13 protein-coding genes are annotated in these 18,073 nt (G+C 45.9%); 9 read left to right on the plus strand and 4 right to left on the minus strand.

Features of this window, described 5'->3' with window-relative positions; translation table 11 throughout:
* Nucleotides 1-75: 75 nt before the first annotated feature.
* Nucleotides 76-1,461, plus strand: a complete 1,386-nt coding sequence (locus GV64_RS12155; RefSeq protein ID WP_020583116.1) for a sulfatase family protein — start codon at nucleotides 76-78, stop codon at nucleotides 1,459-1,461.
* A gap of 133 nt (nucleotides 1,462-1,594) precedes the next feature.
* On the opposite strand, the gene GV64_RS12160 is transcribed toward GV64_RS12155, so the two are convergent.
* A complete protein-coding gene (locus tag GV64_RS12160; protein ID WP_020583117.1) occupies nucleotides 1,595-2,974 on the minus strand; it encodes a putative glycoside hydrolase in 1,380 nt (459 codons plus the stop codon).
* Between the two features lie 645 nt (nucleotides 2,975-3,619).
* On the opposite strand from GV64_RS12160, the gene GV64_RS12165 reads away from it, so the two are divergent.
* Together GV64_RS12165 and GV64_RS12170 are read left to right on the plus strand one after the other, a co-directional pair.
* Nucleotides 3,620-4,747, plus strand: coding sequence for a hypothetical protein (locus GV64_RS12165; RefSeq protein WP_020583118.1), 1,128 nt, complete (start codon nucleotides 3,620-3,622; stop codon nucleotides 4,745-4,747).
* A gap of 446 nt (nucleotides 4,748-5,193) precedes the next feature.
* Complete coding sequence (locus GV64_RS12170; RefSeq protein WP_020583119.1) at nucleotides 5,194-6,288, plus strand: hypothetical protein; 1,095 nt, start codon at nucleotides 5,194-5,196, stop codon at nucleotides 6,286-6,288.
* A gap of 99 nt (nucleotides 6,289-6,387) precedes the next feature.
* Here GV64_RS12170 and GV64_RS12175 read toward each other — a convergent pair whose 3' ends face one another.
* Together GV64_RS12175 and GV64_RS12180 are read right to left on the minus strand one after the other, a co-directional pair.
* Nucleotides 6,388-6,729, minus strand: a complete 342-nt coding sequence (locus tag GV64_RS12175) for a hypothetical protein (protein ID WP_020583120.1) — start codon at nucleotides 6,727-6,729, stop codon at nucleotides 6,388-6,390.
* Between the two features lie 140 nt (nucleotides 6,730-6,869).
* Nucleotides 6,870-8,225, minus strand: coding sequence for a putative glycoside hydrolase (locus GV64_RS12180; RefSeq protein WP_152554039.1), 1,356 nt, complete (start codon nucleotides 8,223-8,225; stop codon nucleotides 6,870-6,872).
* A gap of 484 nt (nucleotides 8,226-8,709) precedes the next feature.
* On the opposite strand from GV64_RS12180, the gene GV64_RS12185 reads away from it, so the two are divergent.
* The 4 genes from GV64_RS12185 to GV64_RS12200 all read left to right on the plus strand — a co-directional run bounded on the left by GV64_RS12185 (nucleotide 8,710) and on the right by GV64_RS12200 (nucleotide 14,708).
* On the plus strand, nucleotides 8,710-10,050 hold the full coding sequence (locus GV64_RS12185) for a membrane protein (RefSeq protein ID WP_026258326.1): 1,341 nt from the start codon (nucleotides 8,710-8,712) through the stop codon (nucleotides 10,048-10,050).
* Between the two features lie 133 nt (nucleotides 10,051-10,183).
* Nucleotides 10,184-12,568 (plus strand): beta-glucosidase BglX, encoded by a 2,385-nt coding sequence (gene bglX, locus GV64_RS12190; protein WP_020583123.1) that lies wholly within the window; start codon nucleotides 10,184-10,186, stop codon nucleotides 12,566-12,568.
* Nucleotides 12,569-12,596: 28 nt separating this feature from the next.
* Nucleotides 12,597-14,030, plus strand: coding sequence for a sulfatase-like hydrolase/transferase (locus GV64_RS12195; RefSeq protein WP_020583124.1), 1,434 nt, complete (start codon nucleotides 12,597-12,599; stop codon nucleotides 14,028-14,030).
* 387 nt (nucleotides 14,031-14,417) lie between these two features.
* Nucleotides 14,418-14,708: a hypothetical protein gene (locus GV64_RS12200; RefSeq protein ID WP_020583127.1), complete on the plus strand. Its 291-nt coding sequence runs from the start codon at nucleotides 14,418-14,420 to the stop codon at nucleotides 14,706-14,708.
* Nucleotides 14,709-14,825: 117 nt separating this feature from the next.
* Here the strand turns inward: GV64_RS12200 and GV64_RS12205 are convergent, their stop codons facing one another.
* A complete protein-coding gene (locus GV64_RS12205) occupies nucleotides 14,826-15,167 on the minus strand; it encodes a hypothetical protein (RefSeq protein WP_020583128.1) in 342 nt (113 codons plus the stop codon).
* A gap of 799 nt (nucleotides 15,168-15,966) precedes the next feature.
* On the opposite strand from GV64_RS12205, the gene GV64_RS12210 reads away from it, so the two are divergent.
* Entirely contained in the window at nucleotides 15,967-16,944 is a 978-nt protein-coding gene (locus tag GV64_RS12210) for a hypothetical protein (RefSeq protein WP_020583130.1), read from the plus strand.
* A 127-nt stretch (nucleotides 16,945-17,071) separates the two neighbouring features.
* A complete protein-coding gene (locus GV64_RS12215) occupies nucleotides 17,072-18,073 on the plus strand; it encodes an AAA family ATPase (protein ID WP_236632949.1) in 1,002 nt (333 codons plus the stop codon).

Below are 18,073 nucleotides of genomic sequence, written 5' to 3' on the forward strand. Positions count from 1 at the left end.
CTCTTTTTATTAATTCCTGTCTCTGTATGGCCTGTCATTTTTTAATAATTGTTGCAGTATCTAAAAGGTTATCCCTTGAAGTATTTTAAAAAAACCATAACTGCACTTATGGTCAGCTCAACGCTTTCTATAGCTCAGGTTGCAGCTCAGCCAAATATTGTTGTCATCGTAAGTGATGACTTGAATTACAGTGGTTTAAGTTTTACCGGGAATAGTAAGGTAAAAACACCCAATATTGATTCCATTTTTCAAGATGGTGTTTTCTTTGAAAATGGCTATGTGACTCATGCGGTATGTGCACCTTCTCGGGCTGGCATGATGACTGGCCGTTATCAGGCAAGGTTTGGTTATGAAACCCTCACTTCCAATGATAAAGATGGGGTGAAGCATGATATTGGTGTTGATACCCGTGAGATATTTCTATCTGAGGTTTTGAAAGAGGCTGGGTATACAACGGCGGCATTTGGGAAGTGGCATCTTGGGGTAAATGAAAAGTATCAGCCCTACAACCGGGGATTTGACTATGTTTATGGTCATCCGGGCAGATGCAGCTATTACAATTGGGACAGCCTGCGCATTAATGGGGTAGAAGTAAGCTTCAGGGAAGAAGATAAAATTGCCGTCTTCGACCATAAAGGAAGGCAGCGTGGCGATGCTTATACGACGGAAGCACTTGGCCGGGCTGCAGCAGACTTTATTGATAAAAAGGGCAGTAAACCTTTTTTCCTGTATTTCGGCTCGTACAATGTCCATAAACCGTTGCAGGTTCCCTTGGAATATATTCCTGAAGGTGGTGATATTTATGATGGAATGGTTGCAGCGCTTGATGCTAATGTTGGTACTATTCTGAACGCCATTGAAAGTAATGGGCTGGAAGACAATACCCTGATGTTCTTTGTGAATGACAATGGTGGTACCAAAGGCCATGCAAATGGTGTGTTTCAGGGTGGTAAGGCAACCAACTGGGAAGGCGGAATTCGTGTTCCTTTTGGCCTTAAGTGGCCAGAAAAATTATCAGGCGGAAAAAATTTTACAGGTATTACCTCGACCATGGATATATTTCCAACAGCGGTCGCCGCTGCGGGTGCTGAAATGCCTGTTGACCGTTCTTATGATGGTGTTGATCTGATGCCCTGGTTACTGGGTAAAAAAGCGGGTAACCCCCATGAAACTCTGTTCTGGCGATCAGGGTATGGGCATGCGATGAGAATGGGGAAGTATAAATTACTCTGGATGGCGGATAAAAAGAAAAGTATGGCCAATGAAAGGCAGCATTATGGTAGGAAAAAATTTAAATGGGAGTTGCCGCTTTATAAGGATAAGCACAAGACGTATATGGCTCCGAAATTATTTGATCTTTCAAAAGATCCCGGGGAGCAGATCGATATATCGAATAAATTTCCAGAAATCACGGAAAAAATGATCCGTCAAATTGAGGGGTTTGATATAGAGATGAGGTGATTATCATCGGATAAAGACTTTCAATAAAAATTATTGAAAATCTTTTTTAGAAAATATTAAGCGATAGAGCAAAAAAATACCTTAAGCCATGGCTGACTTAAGGTATAACAAAGGCTAAATAAAATACTAATGACTATTGAACAACCGGTGCTGGATTCATGACCAGTTTAAGATCAGCAATGGTGAACTGGGCACCTCTCAGTAAATAGCCCAGTTCATCCTGATCGTTCTTTTCACCGTTATTCAGCTTGAACATGAAGGGTTTGGTGATCGCAAGCAGTGAGCTGGCAAGTGCATTACCGTTCTCATCTTTCTTAACGAATTCCTTAACCGGGATAGTCACTGTTTTTGGTGTGGCTGATATCTGGTCAGCGGTCAGCGTATAAATGGCTTCAAAGTCATCATTGTCCTGCATGGAAACGGTCACAGAAGTTGTTGCTTCTGAGCCAGCAGGTAAGGTGACACTTAAGTCAAAAGAAAGTATACCGTTTTCAATATAATTTCTGAGGTTAATCGGGGTGTCTGCCTTACTGTCAGTGATACCGACCCCGGCAACTGCTTTGCTATGGGTATCTGGAATGGTTGCAGTCAGAGTAGCAACCTTCGTGACAGGGTCTGCATCGGTAATTGACCAGCCGCTGGCGCCTGCACCGGAGCCATCTTTTGGCAGCTGTAATCCGGTTAGCGTGGCTGTCCAGGGAGCTGCCGCGATACCGCCGGGTTTGGATGTCTCATCAGTGAGCAGCAGCAAGGATTCAGCATCGTCGAGGACGGTATTGGCAATGGCAGTACAAGGCAGGTCATAACCGGGAGACAGACTGTCCGGCGACATAATGACTTTGCCGAGAGTGAAGTTGAGGTCAGTGCTGGTGGTCAGTCTGAATGGTTCATCTACTTGGGTGAAATCAACATCAGCAAAGCAGCTCAGAGGTACCCTTATTTTCTGAGTGGATTCTGCTGCTGTAAAGGCATATATCGCATCGGTAATATCAACAGGCGTTGCTGTTGCACCGGTTGAGACGGTGACAAGATTTGATGCAGTGGACACTGGTAAGTTATTAATGTCACTGACTTCAATATGCAGTGTGCCATTACTGTTGGTGTTTGAAAGGTCTTGGCTTTCTGTGCTGTCCGTTAGAATAGAGGCGTCAGAAGCGCTGCCAATACTCAGATCCACAGCGACTGCCAGCGGATCCCCCAGTTCACCATCAACTGCGGCAGGCTGGGTAGAAATAGCCCCTACGGTATGAATACCACTTCCTGGAACCAGACTGGGTTCCGACAGGACGCTGTCTGCCAGCTTCAGGGTAAACACCGAACCTGCCTTATCACCATAAAGTACGACGGTGTTGGGATCATCTGGATCAGGGTCTGGGCCTGGACCTGGGTCTACCGGCGGGTTAGTACCATCTTCTGGATAATCGTAATTATCTTCCACACAGCCTGAGAGCATGGTCACAGAGAGCGTGGCCAGTAATATGGACTTGGCAAGGAGTGTTAAGGGCTTATCCATTGTTATCGTACTTCCTGACAGTAAACCGGGCTGATATTGTCTGAACAGCATGAAATTCGGTGTGGTTGTCTGTTTTTTAATCTGTGCTGAAACGTTTCTAAAAGAAAAGATACGGAGATTTATAAATCAGGTCAAGATGGATCATGGGCAGGCAGTTATTTGTCTGGAGTTTATATGACCTTTGTCAATGGATGGTCAGTAATTGCTCTCGGCAGCCTGTTGATGGCATTTATTGCGACTTATTTATTCAGGTTAAATTACTGATGTTTCGATATTTATGTAGTTATATTTATAATTTTTAGACCTATTTTACAGGGTTTATGGTTGCTCTAATTGTTGATGGTGTCGATTTGATTCAGATCAATAAAAACGACAATTGTAAAATAATTTCTAAAAAGGGTTGATTCTGCGAAAACGACCATGAGCTCTGCTATGTAAGGTGATTGTCAGCAAATAAGGTGATATTTGAGCGTTGCTGAGCGGTTGATGGTATATGTTGAAACGTTTATCTTGGTTTTGCGCTTCACGGTGTGAGGCGTTGGTAATAACGATAAGCGGCATTTCCAGCCTGAGCAGGGCTGAATAACAGTGGAGTGTTGTGCCAGTTCAAGAATACCCGTTACCTGATATTGGCAGGGTATTTCCATGACCAGACGTCATGGCAACCAGACTAAAAAAAGCTTAGCAATGATGACAAAGAAAAGAGTGTTGATTCCAGTGCTTATGGGGGCTGTTACTTTGCCTGGAGCAGTAACCGCAAATACAGGAGCGTTCGACCTTCCGGAGTTGTCAGCGGTCACTGTTGCCAGTGCCGATACTTATAAAGAAGAAAAGCGAAAAAAGAAACCACGAAAAGCCAGTCGGAGTGCAGATCATTTCAACCCTGGTGGTGTTCAAGCCGAAGACTTGCAGGACATCGGTGAGTTTGGTGAGATTATTCAGGCAGAAGCTCCAGGCAAGAAAAAGCGCCCTGGCTTTAAACGCACCCGTATTCTTTCCGGTATTGAATACACCAAAACGGTTTTTGATAACAAGCCCCGCCTTACCAATCTGCTGAAAATTTATGCTGATGGCAACACATTGATTACGGATAATTTCCGACTCAGTTATGTGCTTTCAGAGAGGGATCAGACTACCGGGCAATACGATGAGGAGCAGCCGGGCCGACTGAATATCAACCTTACACCACGGTATGAACAGTGGGTAAGCCCCAGGCTTAACTACTTTGTTGCTGCAGGCTATAAAAGAGCGGTAGAAGCCGATGAAGGCAAAGAAGAGGAGACGTATCGGGTCAAGCCCGGTGTTAACTTTAATTTTGGGAAAAACTTTTTCGGCCTGACCGGCGAATATAACTATAAGCACCATAACGGTTATTATGGTTTCAGTGTCGAAGGAAACTACATCTATCGCTGGAAGCCCAATATCAATGTGGGAGTAAAGGGAGCCTACAGTGAGGCAGGCAGTGACTCCGACAATAATAACAAGAACATCAGGGCGCTGATTAATTACCGTTTCAAAAACAAGGTTCGTATGGAGTGGAGTGTCGTACGGGGTCGTGATGGCGCTGATGTAAAAGGGGATGGCGACACCATGATGCGTCGTGGCTATGACTATACCTATTACAATATGAACACTAATATCCCGATCAATGATACCTTCAGTCTGGTTGCCAATGTCGCCTATCGTACTGGTGAGCAATACAACCCCAGTGATACCACGGGAGGGGATAAAGATATCTTCTTTGGTAAACTGGCGATTATTTCCAGCTTCTGATTCTATTTTTTGAACCACTAAGATCACTAAGGGAAAGAAGCGCTGTTCTTCGTATTCTTTGTGATCTCTGTGGTTCAATCGATATCCTGTCAAATGCTTCTTTCTATCGTTTAAATCCCATCGAATTAATTCTGCATGATGCTTTGTCATGACGAATGTTATCTGATTTAAATCAACGAAATCCTACTTTAAGTTTCTGTTGTTTTTTGCGCATGCCTTTCTATCAGGCGTAAACACTGGGGTTTAGGGGATGTGTCAGAATTGTATGTGATTTGTACCAAAGTTTGTCATTGATGGTATTTGGTGAAACGTTTATATTTCAATTGCTGCTGGAATTATCAACAAACTGTAAAGTTCCATCAGTCAATACAGCTTATGGTTAACAACGATGTTTTCTTGATGCCCGGGTCACTTGGATGACCTAAAGGGGTATGGAAATAACTATTATGAGAAAAGTATTGATTCCAGTTCTTCTGGGGGGGGCGTTATTGCCAGCAACGGCAATAGCAGACAGTAATCCTTTTGATCTTCCTGAGCTCTCTTCTTATCAGCTTGCCAGAGAGGACTCTGATAAAAAAAAGGCTCGAAAAGCGAAAAAAGAACGTACTAAAAATAACCGGCAGACAAAATATTACAACCCTGAAGGTGTTCAGGTCGAAGACCTACAGGATATGGGCGAGTTCGGTGAAATTATCCAGGCAGAAGCGCCTGGTAGAAAACGTCCCGGTTTTAAAAGAACCCGGATCCTTTCTGGTATTGAATACACTGAGACGGTTTATGATGATGGTCCTCAGACCACCAATATGCTGAAAATCTATGCGGATGGTAATACGCTGATAACCGATAACTTCCGACTCAGCTATGTGGTTTCCGAGCGGGATAAGCACACAGGCCAGAATGATGAGCAGCAACCGGGTCGTTTGAATTTAAACCTTACCCCTAGATTTGAGCAGTGGGTTAGCCCTGCGTTTAACTATTATGTGGCTGCGGGGTATAAACGGGCGGTAGAAGGTGTTGATGATAAAGAAGAAACCACTTATCGAATCAACCCGGGCCTGAACTTCAATTTTGGCAAAAACTTCGTCGGTGTATCCGGTGAAATTGATTATAAAGAGCATACGGATAACTATGGTTTCAGTTTGAATGCTAACCTTGTTCACCGCTGGAGAGATAATATTAACTTAGGTATTAAGGGAAGCTATACCGGTAATAATAACGAAGCAGATTCAGATAACTGGAATTTCCGGGGATTGATGAGTTATCGCTTCACGAATGGGGTTCGAACAGAGTGGAATATTGTGCACGGCCGTGATGGTGGTGATGGGAATATGATTGATGAAAACAATAATATTATCGGCACGGAAAGAAGGGGCTACAAATACACCTATTACAATATGAATACTAATATTCCGCTGACTGATACTTTCAGTATGGTGGCAAACGTTTCATATCGTACCGGTGATATATACAATCCCGGCAAGTACAGTAACGGGGATAAAGAGCAGTTTATGGGCAAGCTAGCTATAATCTCCAGCTTCTAAACAGTCTGTTATTGTCATCTGATCTGGTATTGCTTAGTTATCAGATCAGATGACAATACCCTTTTTGCAACGGTTTTTTCAGTACAGTCCTTTCCTCATTTATCGTTTATTTGCCAAATAGTCACGATAAGCCTGAAGCTGGCCTGCAGTCACGTTTTCCTTAAGGCCACGTTGGAAGGTTTTCATATTAACATCCTTAGCTGCCTTAAATGTTTTTGATCCGGCACCATGTTTATTTCTGGCTTCATTATTCCTAAGCAGAAGGTCAATTTTCAACTGCATAATGATAGCTTCCTGCTGTTTGGACAGGTTCATATGGTGATCCATCACTTTAACCTCATCCTCAAAGCGGGCGCGGACTTTTCGGTGAATCTGCTGGTAGGCACTGGCTTCAAATGTGATGCACAGAGTGAGTAGTAGTAAGAAAGCTCTGGTCTTCATGGTAAACCTGTTTTTCTTATAAATAGTCAGAAGTGTTATCTACCTTTTCAGATAGAGGGTATAGATTGTTTCTTGGGTATTAACAGCGAAGTGGTTGGCAGCACTTTACAATGCTGCCAGGTGTGAATGACTGTTTAGAGTTATGGAGTGGGGTCCATAATCAGCTGGATATTATCAACTTTGAACTTCATGCCTTCCAGGTCAGTTTTGTCATCAACGGGAGTCGGGTTGATGGCAAACAGTTTCTCCACATTCTGAAGGGCTGCTGCATCGATACGGTTGGAGCTATCTGACGCTTCGAGGAATAAATCCTGAATAGGAATTTGGACGGTTACCTGATCAGGGTATCCGAGTCCCTGCGCTAACGTAACAGATGTTGAACTGTTAAATCCTTGCGGTGTTTCCATTTTAACTAACAATGTTTGATCCGGATGACTGGCGTAACTCAGTACCTGTAAATCAAATGAGACTACTCCATTCGCCAGGTAGCGACTGATATCCTTGACCGGCTTTAGATCTGTCCCTTTTGCCTTAAAGGTTATACCTCCATTAGCGCTCTGGTTTCCGGCTACATTATTGTAGTTTGCAATGATGCCACCTTCGCTTGGGTAGCCCAGAGAAGCGAGCCCCCATGCAGAAACGAAATTTGAAATACCTTCCTCCAGGTATTTCTGAGAGCTCTCCGTGTCTGGGTTCTTGATTCGGCGGTATAGTAGTGAAGCTGGTTCACTTAAAAGCTCACTGTCCATTGAGCAGGGGAGAACATACTTTTCAGTACTGGTTTTTTCCCGGAGTCGGATATGATTGAGTTCAAACTCAACATCAGACTCTGAGGTCAGTGAAAATGGCAGGGTGTTCTGGCTGAAGTCAATACCAAGGTCGGTAAAACAGGAAACGGGAATTTTGACATTCTGGCCAGCGGCGAAGCTGTCAGCATCTGGCGCATTTACAAATGCATTATAAGTGCCCGTGATATCTACTTCCGTAGCAGTCCCATCTGACTTTGGTAATGTCAGAAATACTTTTTTGTCTGTGGCTGTCTGAGTTTTCGGTTTCAGGTAAAACTGAAGGGTGCCGCCGGAGTTTTCCTCATCGGCTTCATTGGCTGCTTTGCTTAAATCATAAGCAGTATCACTTTCTGCGATAATCGTTGCCGGAGATCCTCCGGTAATTTTGACCAGCAGAGACCCTTCGGCAGAATCTGCTCTGATGGCTGAAACAGGGGATACCTCTATATTAGTGCCTTGGGCAATACCGTTTTCGATGGTGTAAACATTGTCGGTATCATCAATGACTTTCAATGGATATAAGCCATCAGAGCCCTGGTATCCGTAAATGGTATAAATTGCGCCCGGAGTAGGAGTGCCACCACCACCGCCCCCGCCATTACCACCCTGAGAATAATCATAGGTGTCGTCCATACAACCACTGAGCATTGAAGCTGACAGTGTCACCAGCATGACGGATCTGGCTAACTCTTTTAATCGTATATCCATGGCTGAGCAATCCGAATTATCAATTTATCTTTTGTAGAAACGTTTCATTTGGCGGGAAGGTACGAAAGATGTCTGAAAAGGTCAAGAATCTGCTTCTGTGCTTCAGGAATAACCAAAGATTTACATGACCAGAGTCAAATATCGTTTGAATAATGCCCATTTTTCCAATTGCAGTCTTACGAAAGCCTTTTTAGTGATTGTGAGTTTCACTCTGTCACTGTTGTTATAAATTTCGATAGGTTCTGGATCTCGCACTACGACATTTGATGAGTATAAAACTGATTCAGGTCAAGGGATTGTACGTCCAGGAAATAAGTTCTGTTGGTTTGAAAGCTATTTAACTCTATGTTTTTAATATATTTTATCTTTTTCTTCTAGCCGTCGTCTCTCATTTCTTTAAAGCGATCCAAGATTGATGCTGTTTGTTGAAACGTTTATATTTTGTCTGCCTATAGTTTAAGTGCTACATGGATAAATGCTGACAATGAATCTGAAGATAAAAAGTCTTGCAGGCGCCACCCTGATGGCGGTGAGTGTGCTTGCCAATGCCAGCGCTGTCACACTGGATAAACTGGAAGTACGGGATCAGTTTTATCCGGCTGATTTCCGGGAGGAGCTTCAAACTAACCTTAACTTCTTTCTGGATGGTAAGGGGGTCGATGCGGATACCCTGGTGCCTTACGACACAATCTGGGTCAAGGACAATAAGGCGGAGTACGCTTATTACACCAATACAACCGAGATTGCGTTGTATCTGAATATTCTGGTGGAAGCCGAGAAGGCGGGAAATCAGAAGGCGCTGACCCGTATTCAGGAAGTGCTGACCACCCTTGAAGAGGCACCCAAGTTTAAAGGGCTTTTCTACTGGCCCTACGACATTAAAGGCGGTGAGCTGAAACCCGGTAAGGGAGAAATTGCGCCAGCTGTTGATAATGGCAACCTGGCGTTTTCACTGGCCGCTGTGGCAGGAGCCTATCTCAATTCCACGGATCCGGTTAAGCAGAGCATCATCAGTCGAATTGATCAGATGCTGAAAGCCCAGATTCCCGGCTGGTTATCCCTCTACGACAAGGATCGGGGGCTGCTGTGGGGTGGCTGGCAGAACGGAGAGCTGATTGAATATCACGTGGATCGCAAGGCCAATGAAAGCCGACTGGCGGCACTCTGGGCACCTCTGATCACGAAGCATCTGGGCGCTGAGGCGATTCCAGCTTCTGTTTTTAACGATATGGAAACCTATACCGTCAGCTACCGTCTGGACGGCAAAAACTATACACCAATCCTGACCTGGGACGGTGCCTATTTCCAAGCGCTGCTGCCTGCCATATGGCTGAATGAAAAGGAACTGGTGCCCGATTACTCCATGTTTGAAGACACTACACAGCTGCAGCGGATCTACAGCAAACGAAACAATATGCCCATGGTTTCCTCATCTGCTACGGTCAATGATGAATACCGTCCATTTGGGATCCCTCATCTTTCTGAAGCCTGGGTTCGCTATGACGATAAGATTGCCGGCGGTTCTACCGGTACACCGCATGCGACAGCATTGTCGTATATGGTTGATCCCGAAGGCGCGGTTAAATCTCTGAAATCCATCAAGGCACTGTACCCAGCCATTGAGACTTCCTATGGCTGGTACGATGCGGTGGACAGCAAGGGGCGTATGAGTACCAAAATTCTTTCTCTCGACCAGGGCATGTTTGTTGGTGCGTTTCTGGCGGAAAGTATCAATGCGGATGTTGAGCGCTACCTCAGGGCCAGAGGCTATTGGGATGATGTGAAGTCAATGTATCTGAGTTTTAAAGACGACCGGGCTAAGTAAAGCCAACCAGAGCAGTGTGATGGCTATTGACGGTTCATCACACCGTTCAAAATCAATAATCAGTTTCTAAAAGCTGTTTAATTCGATCGATCTGTGAATACCACCAATAACGGTGGGGTTGGGTCGTGCAATCATGAAATGTAAAATTGCGGCAGTCATTATGTCCTGCATCACCTCGTTACCAACCATTGCCTCTGAGGCAGGCTATCTTCTTAATCCTGATAAAGCGCTGGTTCCTGCCTCGAAACAGCATTGGCAGGATGATCAGAAGGTGATGGATACCTTTATTTCTGATCTGATCAGCAGGATGACGTTAGCGGAAAAAATCGGTCAGCTCGATCTTCAGTCAGGTTTCCGAAATACCACCGGGCCCTATGTGAATGACGCCTATGAGCAGCAAATTCGCGAGGGACGGGTGGGTGCGGTGTTCAATGCTTACGGTGCTGACTTTACCCGCGAACTTCAGAAGATTGCAGTAGAAGAAACCCGCCTGGGCATTCCATTAATCATTGGCCATGACATTATTCATGGCCATAAGACCATTTTTCCCCAGTCGCTGGGCGAAGCGGCTTCCTGGGATCCTGAGGTTGCCCGTATGGGAGCAAGGGTTGCCGCTATCGAAGCAACTGCAGACGGTATCGCCTGGACGTTTGCCCCCATGGCGGATATTACCCGTGACCCGCGCTGGGGCCGGGTTTCCGAGGGGGCAGGTGAAGATGTCTACCTGGGCACCATGATGGCTGTGGCCAGGGTTCAGGGGTTTCAGGGTGAGGATCTCAGTCAGCCGGATACCATGATGGCGACTGCAAAACATTTTGCCGGTTATGGGTTATCTCAGGCTGGTCGTGATTATCATTCGACCGATGTTTCTGAACTTGAGTTGTGGACGACTCAGCTGCCACCGTTCAAGGCGATGGTTGATGCCGGTGTAGCCACGGTCATGACCGCCTTCAATGATTTGAATGGTATACCGGCAACCGGTTCCAGACGACTGTTAACCGATATTCTCCGTGAACAGTGGGGGTTTGAAGGTTTTGTGGTAACGGATTACACCGCCATCAACGAACTGGTGCCCCACGGTTTTGCCCGGGATGAAAAGCACGCCGCTGAGATTGCCTTTAACGCCGGTGTTGATATGGATATGGTCGGCATGACGTTTATTGGCCATATGGAAGCACTGGTTGCTGAAGGTAAAGTGTCTGAATCGCAGATCAATGAGTCGGTACGCCGAATCCTTGAGATGAAGTGGCGACTTGGGTTGTTTGAAGACCCTTATCGTTATTCTGACCCTGCCCGTGCTGAAAGGGAGATTCTCAGTGAACAGCACCTGGACATGGCCAGGGATGCTGCCCGACGATCCATGGTGTTGCTGAAAAATGACCATCAGACGCTGCCGCTGAATGCGGACAGTCTGAACTCCATCGCGCTTATTGGTCCGCTGGCACATTCAAGACGTGACATGATTGGTAATTGGGCAGGAGCCGGTGATCGTTCTGAACAGCCCGTGTCGGTGCTTGAAGGCATGGTTCGAAAGCTGGAAGGACAGGTCGCCATTCATTATGCACCTGGTGCCACTTATGCCTACCTCCATGATGCGGACAGCGAAGAAGCGCATATCCGTGGGAAAGGTGTGTCACGGATGGAACGTGATGACCCGAGACTGGTCAGCCTGTTCCAGGAAGCGCTGGCCGTGGCTGAAAAGTCAGACGTCATTGTCATGGTAATGGGTGAAGAGGAACGCATGTCCGGTGAGGCGTCCAGCCGTGTTGACCTGATGCTGCCAGGCAACCAGCGACAGCTGATGAAGGCACTGAAAAAGCTGGGCAAGCCCATGGTGCTGGTGTTGATGTCCGGGCGGCCCAACGTGCTTGACTGGGAGGATGAACATGTCGATGCCATTCTCCATGCCTGGTACCCGGGAACCTCAGGTGGTCATGCGATAGCGGATGTTCTGATGGGAGAATATAACCCTTCAGGTAAGCTGCCAATGACTTTCCCCCGGTCTGTTGGTCAGGTGCCCATTTATTACAATGCCCGTAATACCGGACGACCTTACGATGCCGGGAGTGAAAACCCCCGTTCACAACATTACACGTCACGGTATGACGACTCTCCCAATACACCACTTTATGCGTTTGGCCACGGGTTGAGTTATACGGATTTCGAATACGGCAAGGTTCAACTCTCAAGCCACCAGTTGAAAACCAGAAATGATGAGTTGACGGTTTCCGTGGACATTACCAATACCGGCGAGTATTCCGGAGAGGAAGTCGTCCAGCTCTATACCCGGCAGCTGGTGGGCTCTACCACACGGCCCGTTAAAGAGCTGAAGGGCTTTCGAAAAATTCAGTTTGCGCCCGGGGAACGCAAAAGAGTGTCATTTTCCCTGCGATCAGATGATCTTGCATTTTACCGGGCGGACATGAGCTGGGGAGCTGAACCCGGAGACTTTCATGTGTTTGTTGGCTCCTCGTCGGACAGGGTTCAACAGGCTGAATTTACACTGGTTGATAAATAAACAGTCAATTCTATAAGGCGTAAATAGAATGATTCCAACGTTGAAAAAAGGACTAATGGCAGCAGCCTGTGCCGTGGCAATGGCAGGTGCTTCGTTATCGACAGCACAGGCTGCTGAGCCGGCTTCTGCCAGGCTGACAGAGCGACCCAATGTTCTGCTGATTGTGGCAGATGACCTGGGTTATGCTGATGTGGGTTTTCAAAAACAGAGCCGGGATGTGGTCACACCGAACCTGGACCGTCTGGCTGCCAAAGGCACGATCATGACGGCAGGTTATGTCAGTGCTTCGGTGTGTGGGCCAACACGGGCAGGACTGATGACTGGGCAGTATCAGCAACGTTTTGGCTACCACGATAACGTTGCTCCTTTTGTACGGGAAGAAGGTATTGAACAGGGGCTGCCTGTTGAATTGACCACCATGGCAGACCGTATGAAAGACGTTGGTTACCGGACCGGTATGGTGGGCAAGTGGCATGATGGAGATGCTGAACACTTCTGGCCCCATAACCGTGGCTTTGAAGAGTTCTTCGGTTTTAATAATGGTGCTGCAAACTATTTCGTAGGTCCCATCAATCAGCAGGAACAACAGAAAAAGCCCTGGTCGGCGATGTATCGCAACGATCAGCCGGTCAGTAACTTTGATGACTACCTGACCGACCGGTTTGGTGATGAGGCGGTCTCTTATATTGAGCGGCACAAAAATGAGCCATTCTTTCTCTATGTTGCCTTTAATGCCGTTCACGGTCCTTTACAGGCCCGACCTGAAGACCTTGAACGCTTCAAGCATATTACTGACGACAAACGCCGTACTGTACTGGCCATGAATTACAACCTTGACCAGAATGTTGGCAAGATTGTCAGCAAGCTTGAAAAGCTGGAGCTGATGGATGATACCCTGATCGTCTTTATTTCCGACAACGGTGGCAAGCTTAATGATAACCGCTCATTCAATACCCCACTTCGCGGAGAGAAGGGGACTTACTGGGATGGTGGTATCCGGGTTCCTTTCACCTTCACCTGGGAAGGCGTGATTCCTGCGGGCAAAACCCTGAATGAGCCGGTGATTGCCCTTGATCTGTTACCAACCTTCCTTAACGCGGTTGGCGCAGAAGTCAGGAAAGAGTGGGATCTGGATGGGGTGAACCTGCTTCCTTATGTTAAGGGTCAAGTTGCGCAGCTGGATAACCGTTACTTCTACTGGGATAACCAGATGAGCTGGGCCATCCGTGATGATGAATGGAAGTTGATCAAGGAAAACAAGTTTAACAAGCAGCAGAAAACCGAACTTTTCCGCATCAGTCAGGACATCAGCGAGTCAAACAACGTTGCTGATCAGTACCCTGAGGTGGTTGCGAAGATGACCAGTGCCTACATGAGCTGGAATGCTGAAAACGACACGCCAAAATGGGGCTGGAGAAAGACCGAGTTTCCTGTGGCTAATGGTTATCGTGGCAGACACTGAGCAACAAAAACTGCTAAATCAGAAAACCGTTTGAGCTTGTGGCTTAAGCGGTTTTTTTATAAACACGAAAATGGATTCTATTGAATGTTTGCCTGAAGAGCGTTTAAAAATATTTGTTATTCTCATCCTGGATATTGGTTTCGCAGCATATCTTCAGAAATACATGCAGTCTGCAGGTAAAGTTGTGAGGTGAGTTCAAGGATTTCTTTGTTATCAAGCATGGCCTTTATTGGTCTCCTGCTTCCTAGAAAGTACAGCGTTGTAGGCAATCATTCTTATGTTTTGGCAATGAATAGTGCCAGGCGGTATTCAATCGTTCAATATGTCGCAGGGTTGGTGATATTCTTTATTCCCATTGTTATTAATTTGCTATGAGAGGGTAATTGGGTGAACAGCAACTGGCCAGCTATCCTTGCTGCGTTAATGGCTCTTTATATGGTAACCAATACAGTATACGAAGCGATTTTGCGTGCCGAGAAGAAAAAGTACCCTGTTGATCTATATCAACTGAGCTACTTCTCTGAAAAATCGAAGCTTATGGTTATGTGGAATATTTTTTGTGGGAAGTATCGTGGAATAAGCCAAAGGCTGGATAAAGCTGGGTTAATCAATCAAATTGTGCATCTTCTTTATTATGGAGGAATCATACTATTCTTTCTTGATACATACTTGTTTTAGTTAAAAGATAGAAAAGGTTACATTTGGAGCACTTAGTAAACTGGCCCTGTAATTTAGGAAACGGGGAAAATAAGTGAGAACCGGTTCTTCCTGAAGACCCGGTTTTTTCTAGAGGCATTACTTATTACGGCTGTCAAACAGAGCCTGGAGCTGTTTTTTGCTCACGCTCTTGGAAACACCTTTCTGATAGGCCTGCATATTCTTGTTCATGGCGGAAGAAAGCTCAGAAGATCCCTCACCAAACTGTTTGCGGGCCTGTTGGTTCTTTTTATACAGATCAATTTTCAGGTCAAGTATCTGGTCTGCCTGAGTACTGTTAAGCCCCATAATCTGGGTCATTTTTACCACTTCGTTTTCAAAGCGTTTTTTCGGGCCAGCGGGAATTCCCGCACTGGCGGAAGTAACGATAGAAATGGACAGTAATGTGCTCAGTGCGATTGTGGCGAACTTGCTTTTCATGGAATAACGTCATCCAGTATTGGTAATTTGAGCGAACAGTTTGATGTATCAGGATTGTAATGAGCTTTCTACGGTAAAGTTTCTGATGATCTTTCAGTATCTTTGTCAGCAGCCAGCAATTGGCAGACAGCAGCAATCATGAATGTGTATGTGACCAGTCCTGTCAGCATGCTGGCTGCATTCATTATTTTTCTCCGTGCCTAATATTATAGAAACGTTTCTTTTGTTGTCGACAACATACGGAAGTTCACTGGCAAGATCAATAGATGACAGGTTTATCTTATTTTAACGGACTTCATTCCATGACGCAGGTCTAAAAAACGGTGGCAAATTGCTGCTTTTTCAGGCTTCAATCTCTTTCGATACCAACTGCTTATCTCCTTTATTTTATCAGTAAGGCAGCAGGTTGATCTTTCATAACAGGGGTTTGTACAAAAGTTTGAGCTTTTTTATACAGGAAGTTGACGTTGGAATCTGACCTGTGTCAAAAGAGTCATGACTAATTTTCAGGCAAATTTCAGGACTGATAATAGCGCTCACTTAGAAGCTTAAGGCGTGCAGAGAGTTGATGATAAAACAGGCAGAAAATGTGTGTGTTGATGCTATTTGTTGAAACGTTTATATTTGGCGCTGGTTGTCGTGGACAGGTGAGTTTCAACAGGGGGATATGTTGATCATCTGTCGTTGATTACTCAATGGTGCCCGGTGGGTATCGGTTGGAGCTTCCTGATTCTGGGTGCGCAGCTGCATGTTCAGGCAGGAAAAGCATAGCAATACAACGAATGAATAATAGCGTTTTATGAAAAAAGTACTGACACCGGTCGTCATTGCCTGCCTTGCCATGCCTCTCGCTGCCCAGGCGGAAAAAAGCAGTAGTTATCTTCCGCAATTTTCTGCGGATGACCTGAACATTGATGGTTCCAACGATATCATTCTTGTTGAAGCACCAACCCAAAAGCAGCCAGGACGAAAAGGTCCACCCAGAACCAACTTCGTTTCCGGTATTGAATACACTGAAACAATTTATGAGAACCAACCTAAAATCACCAATATTGTTAAGATTCTTGCCGATGGCTCGACCAAGTTTCATAAGAACTGGCGGTTACGCTATGTGCTTTCCCAGGCGGATGCCGAAAAAGGTATTGATCAGTCAGAACAACCAGGCAGGTTGAATCTTGTGGTGGCCCCCCGGTTTGAGAAATGGGTCAGTCCAAGGTTTAGTTACTTTATCGAAGGTATTTATAAAAACTCAGTGGAAGGCCGTGGCTGGGAAAAAGACGAATTTGTCTTCAAGCCCGGTGGCAGCATTAATCTGGGTCGACACTTCTTCAACGTGGTGGCTGAATATCAATATAAAGAGACCAGTGACCATGAATACAATAAAGGCACTGCCTACAGTACCGGGTTTCATATTGAACCAACGTATATTTACCGAATGAATCCACGGATGAATATCGGTCTGAGGCTGGTTTTTAATGAGCAACAGGATGAATCCCAGTACTTCAATAAGAATGTTAAAGCTCTGGTGAATTATCGCTTCAACAATAATATTCGTACTGAATTTAATGTTGTTGTCGGTAAAAGCGGGCAGGCAAAAAATGACTCCGGTCACAATTACACGGACTACAACCTCAATACCAGTATCCCGATCAACAAAACCTTTACCGGCATTTTGAACTTTGGTTATCGATTAGGTGACCAGTACAATCCAAATCAGTGGAGCTGGGGAGACCGCGAGGGAATCTTCACCAAAATTGCCGTTTCAACCCGTTTCTAATGAACTGGCAGGGATCAATCTTTATTGATCTCTGCTCTCTGGTATCTGGACATTCAATATAGGTGGCTTCCGGACTGAGCTCTGGAGGCAGCCGCAGTATAGGGATGTGGGTAATCCGGTTACCCTGATGTATATGACCAACACTGACCTTAACAAGCAATTTGCCCGGCATGAACTTCTGGAAAAGATCAACGCTCTGCGCCAGGAGGTGGGTAAGGTTATTGTTGGACAGGAGCAGCTGGTTGAACGCCTGATTCTTGCTCTGATCTGTCGCAGTCATGTCCTTATTGAAGGCATTCCCGGGCTGGCCAAAACACTGACGGTCAATACCCTTTCTCGAGCGCTTGGCCTGGCATTTAGCCGTATTCAGTTTACCCCCGATCTTCTGCCCGGTGATGTGACCGGAACCATGATTTATAACCCGGCATCTGGCCAGTTTCTTTCTGAGAAAGGCCCCGTTTTTGCCAATATTGTGCTGGCTGATGAAATTAACCGCTCACCGGCCAAGGTTCAGTCGGCACTGCTGGAGGCCATGCAGGAAAAGCAGGTAACACTGGGAAAGGAAGTAATGCCACTGCCCAGACCATTTCTGGTGCTGGCAACACAAAACCCGGTTGAACAGGAAGGTACGTACCCGTTGCCTGAGGCTCAGGTGGACCGCTTTATGTTCAAACTGAAAGTTGAGTATCCATCGTTTGATGATGAGCTTGAGGTCATGCGTCGTATGTCCAGGCCTGCCAGTACAGTTACTGTCAATGAAGTGCTTAGTCGGGAGGATCTCGATACCCTGTCGGAACAGATCGATTCGGTTTATATCGATCCCGGGCTTGAACAATATATTGTCCACCTGATCTGTGCGACCCGAGATCCGGGTCAGTATGGCATTGATATCAATGAGTTGATTCGGTTTGGAGCCTCTCCCCGGGCCACAATCAATCTGGCTCTGGCATCCAGAGCAATGGCTGTGGTGCAAGGTCGTGATTTTGTTCTGCCGGAAGATGTTCGGGCACTGGCACCTGATGTGCTCAGGCACCGTCTGGCAATGAGTTATAAGGCAGAAGCCCGTGGAATCAGTTCTGACCAGCTGATCGAGATGATTCTTGAAACCGTGGCCATCCCGAATCATTGA

The sequence above is a fragment of the Endozoicomonas elysicola genome, from assembly GCF_000710775.1.
Taxonomy (GTDB): domain Bacteria; phylum Pseudomonadota; class Gammaproteobacteria; order Pseudomonadales; family Endozoicomonadaceae; genus Endozoicomonas; species Endozoicomonas elysicola.

Excerpts from the sequence above, each read along its gene's own strand:
- GV64_RS12215 (WP_236632949.1), top strand. The coding sequence starts at position 17,072 with ATGTATATGACCAACACTGACCTTAACAAGCAATTTGCCCGGCATGAA.
- GV64_RS12180 (WP_152554039.1), bottom strand. The coding sequence starts at position 8,225 with ATGGATATACGATTAAAAGAGTTAGCCAGATCCGTCATGCTGGTGACA.
- GV64_RS12205 (WP_020583128.1), bottom strand. The coding sequence starts at position 15,167 with ATGAAAAGCAAGTTCGCCACAATCGCACTGAGCACATTACTGTCCATT.
- bglX (WP_020583123.1), top strand. The coding sequence starts at position 10,184 with ATGAAATGTAAAATTGCGGCAGTCATTATGTCCTGCATCACCTCGTTA.
- GV64_RS12160 (WP_020583117.1), bottom strand. The coding sequence starts at position 2,974 with ATGGATAAGCCCTTAACACTCCTTGCCAAGTCCATATTACTGGCCACG.
- GV64_RS12175 (WP_020583120.1), bottom strand. The coding sequence starts at position 6,729 with ATGAAGACCAGAGCTTTCTTACTACTACTCACTCTGTGCATCACATTT.
- GV64_RS12185 (WP_026258326.1), top strand. The coding sequence starts at position 8,710 with ATGAATCTGAAGATAAAAAGTCTTGCAGGCGCCACCCTGATGGCGGTG.
- GV64_RS12195 (WP_020583124.1), top strand. The coding sequence starts at position 12,597 with ATGATTCCAACGTTGAAAAAAGGACTAATGGCAGCAGCCTGTGCCGTG.
- GV64_RS12210 (WP_020583130.1), top strand. The coding sequence starts at position 15,967 with ATGAAAAAAGTACTGACACCGGTCGTCATTGCCTGCCTTGCCATGCCT.
- GV64_RS12170 (WP_020583119.1), top strand. The coding sequence starts at position 5,194 with ATGAGAAAAGTATTGATTCCAGTTCTTCTGGGGGGGGCGTTATTGCCA.
- GV64_RS12165 (WP_020583118.1), top strand. The coding sequence starts at position 3,620 with ATGACCAGACGTCATGGCAACCAGACTAAAAAAAGCTTAGCAATGATG.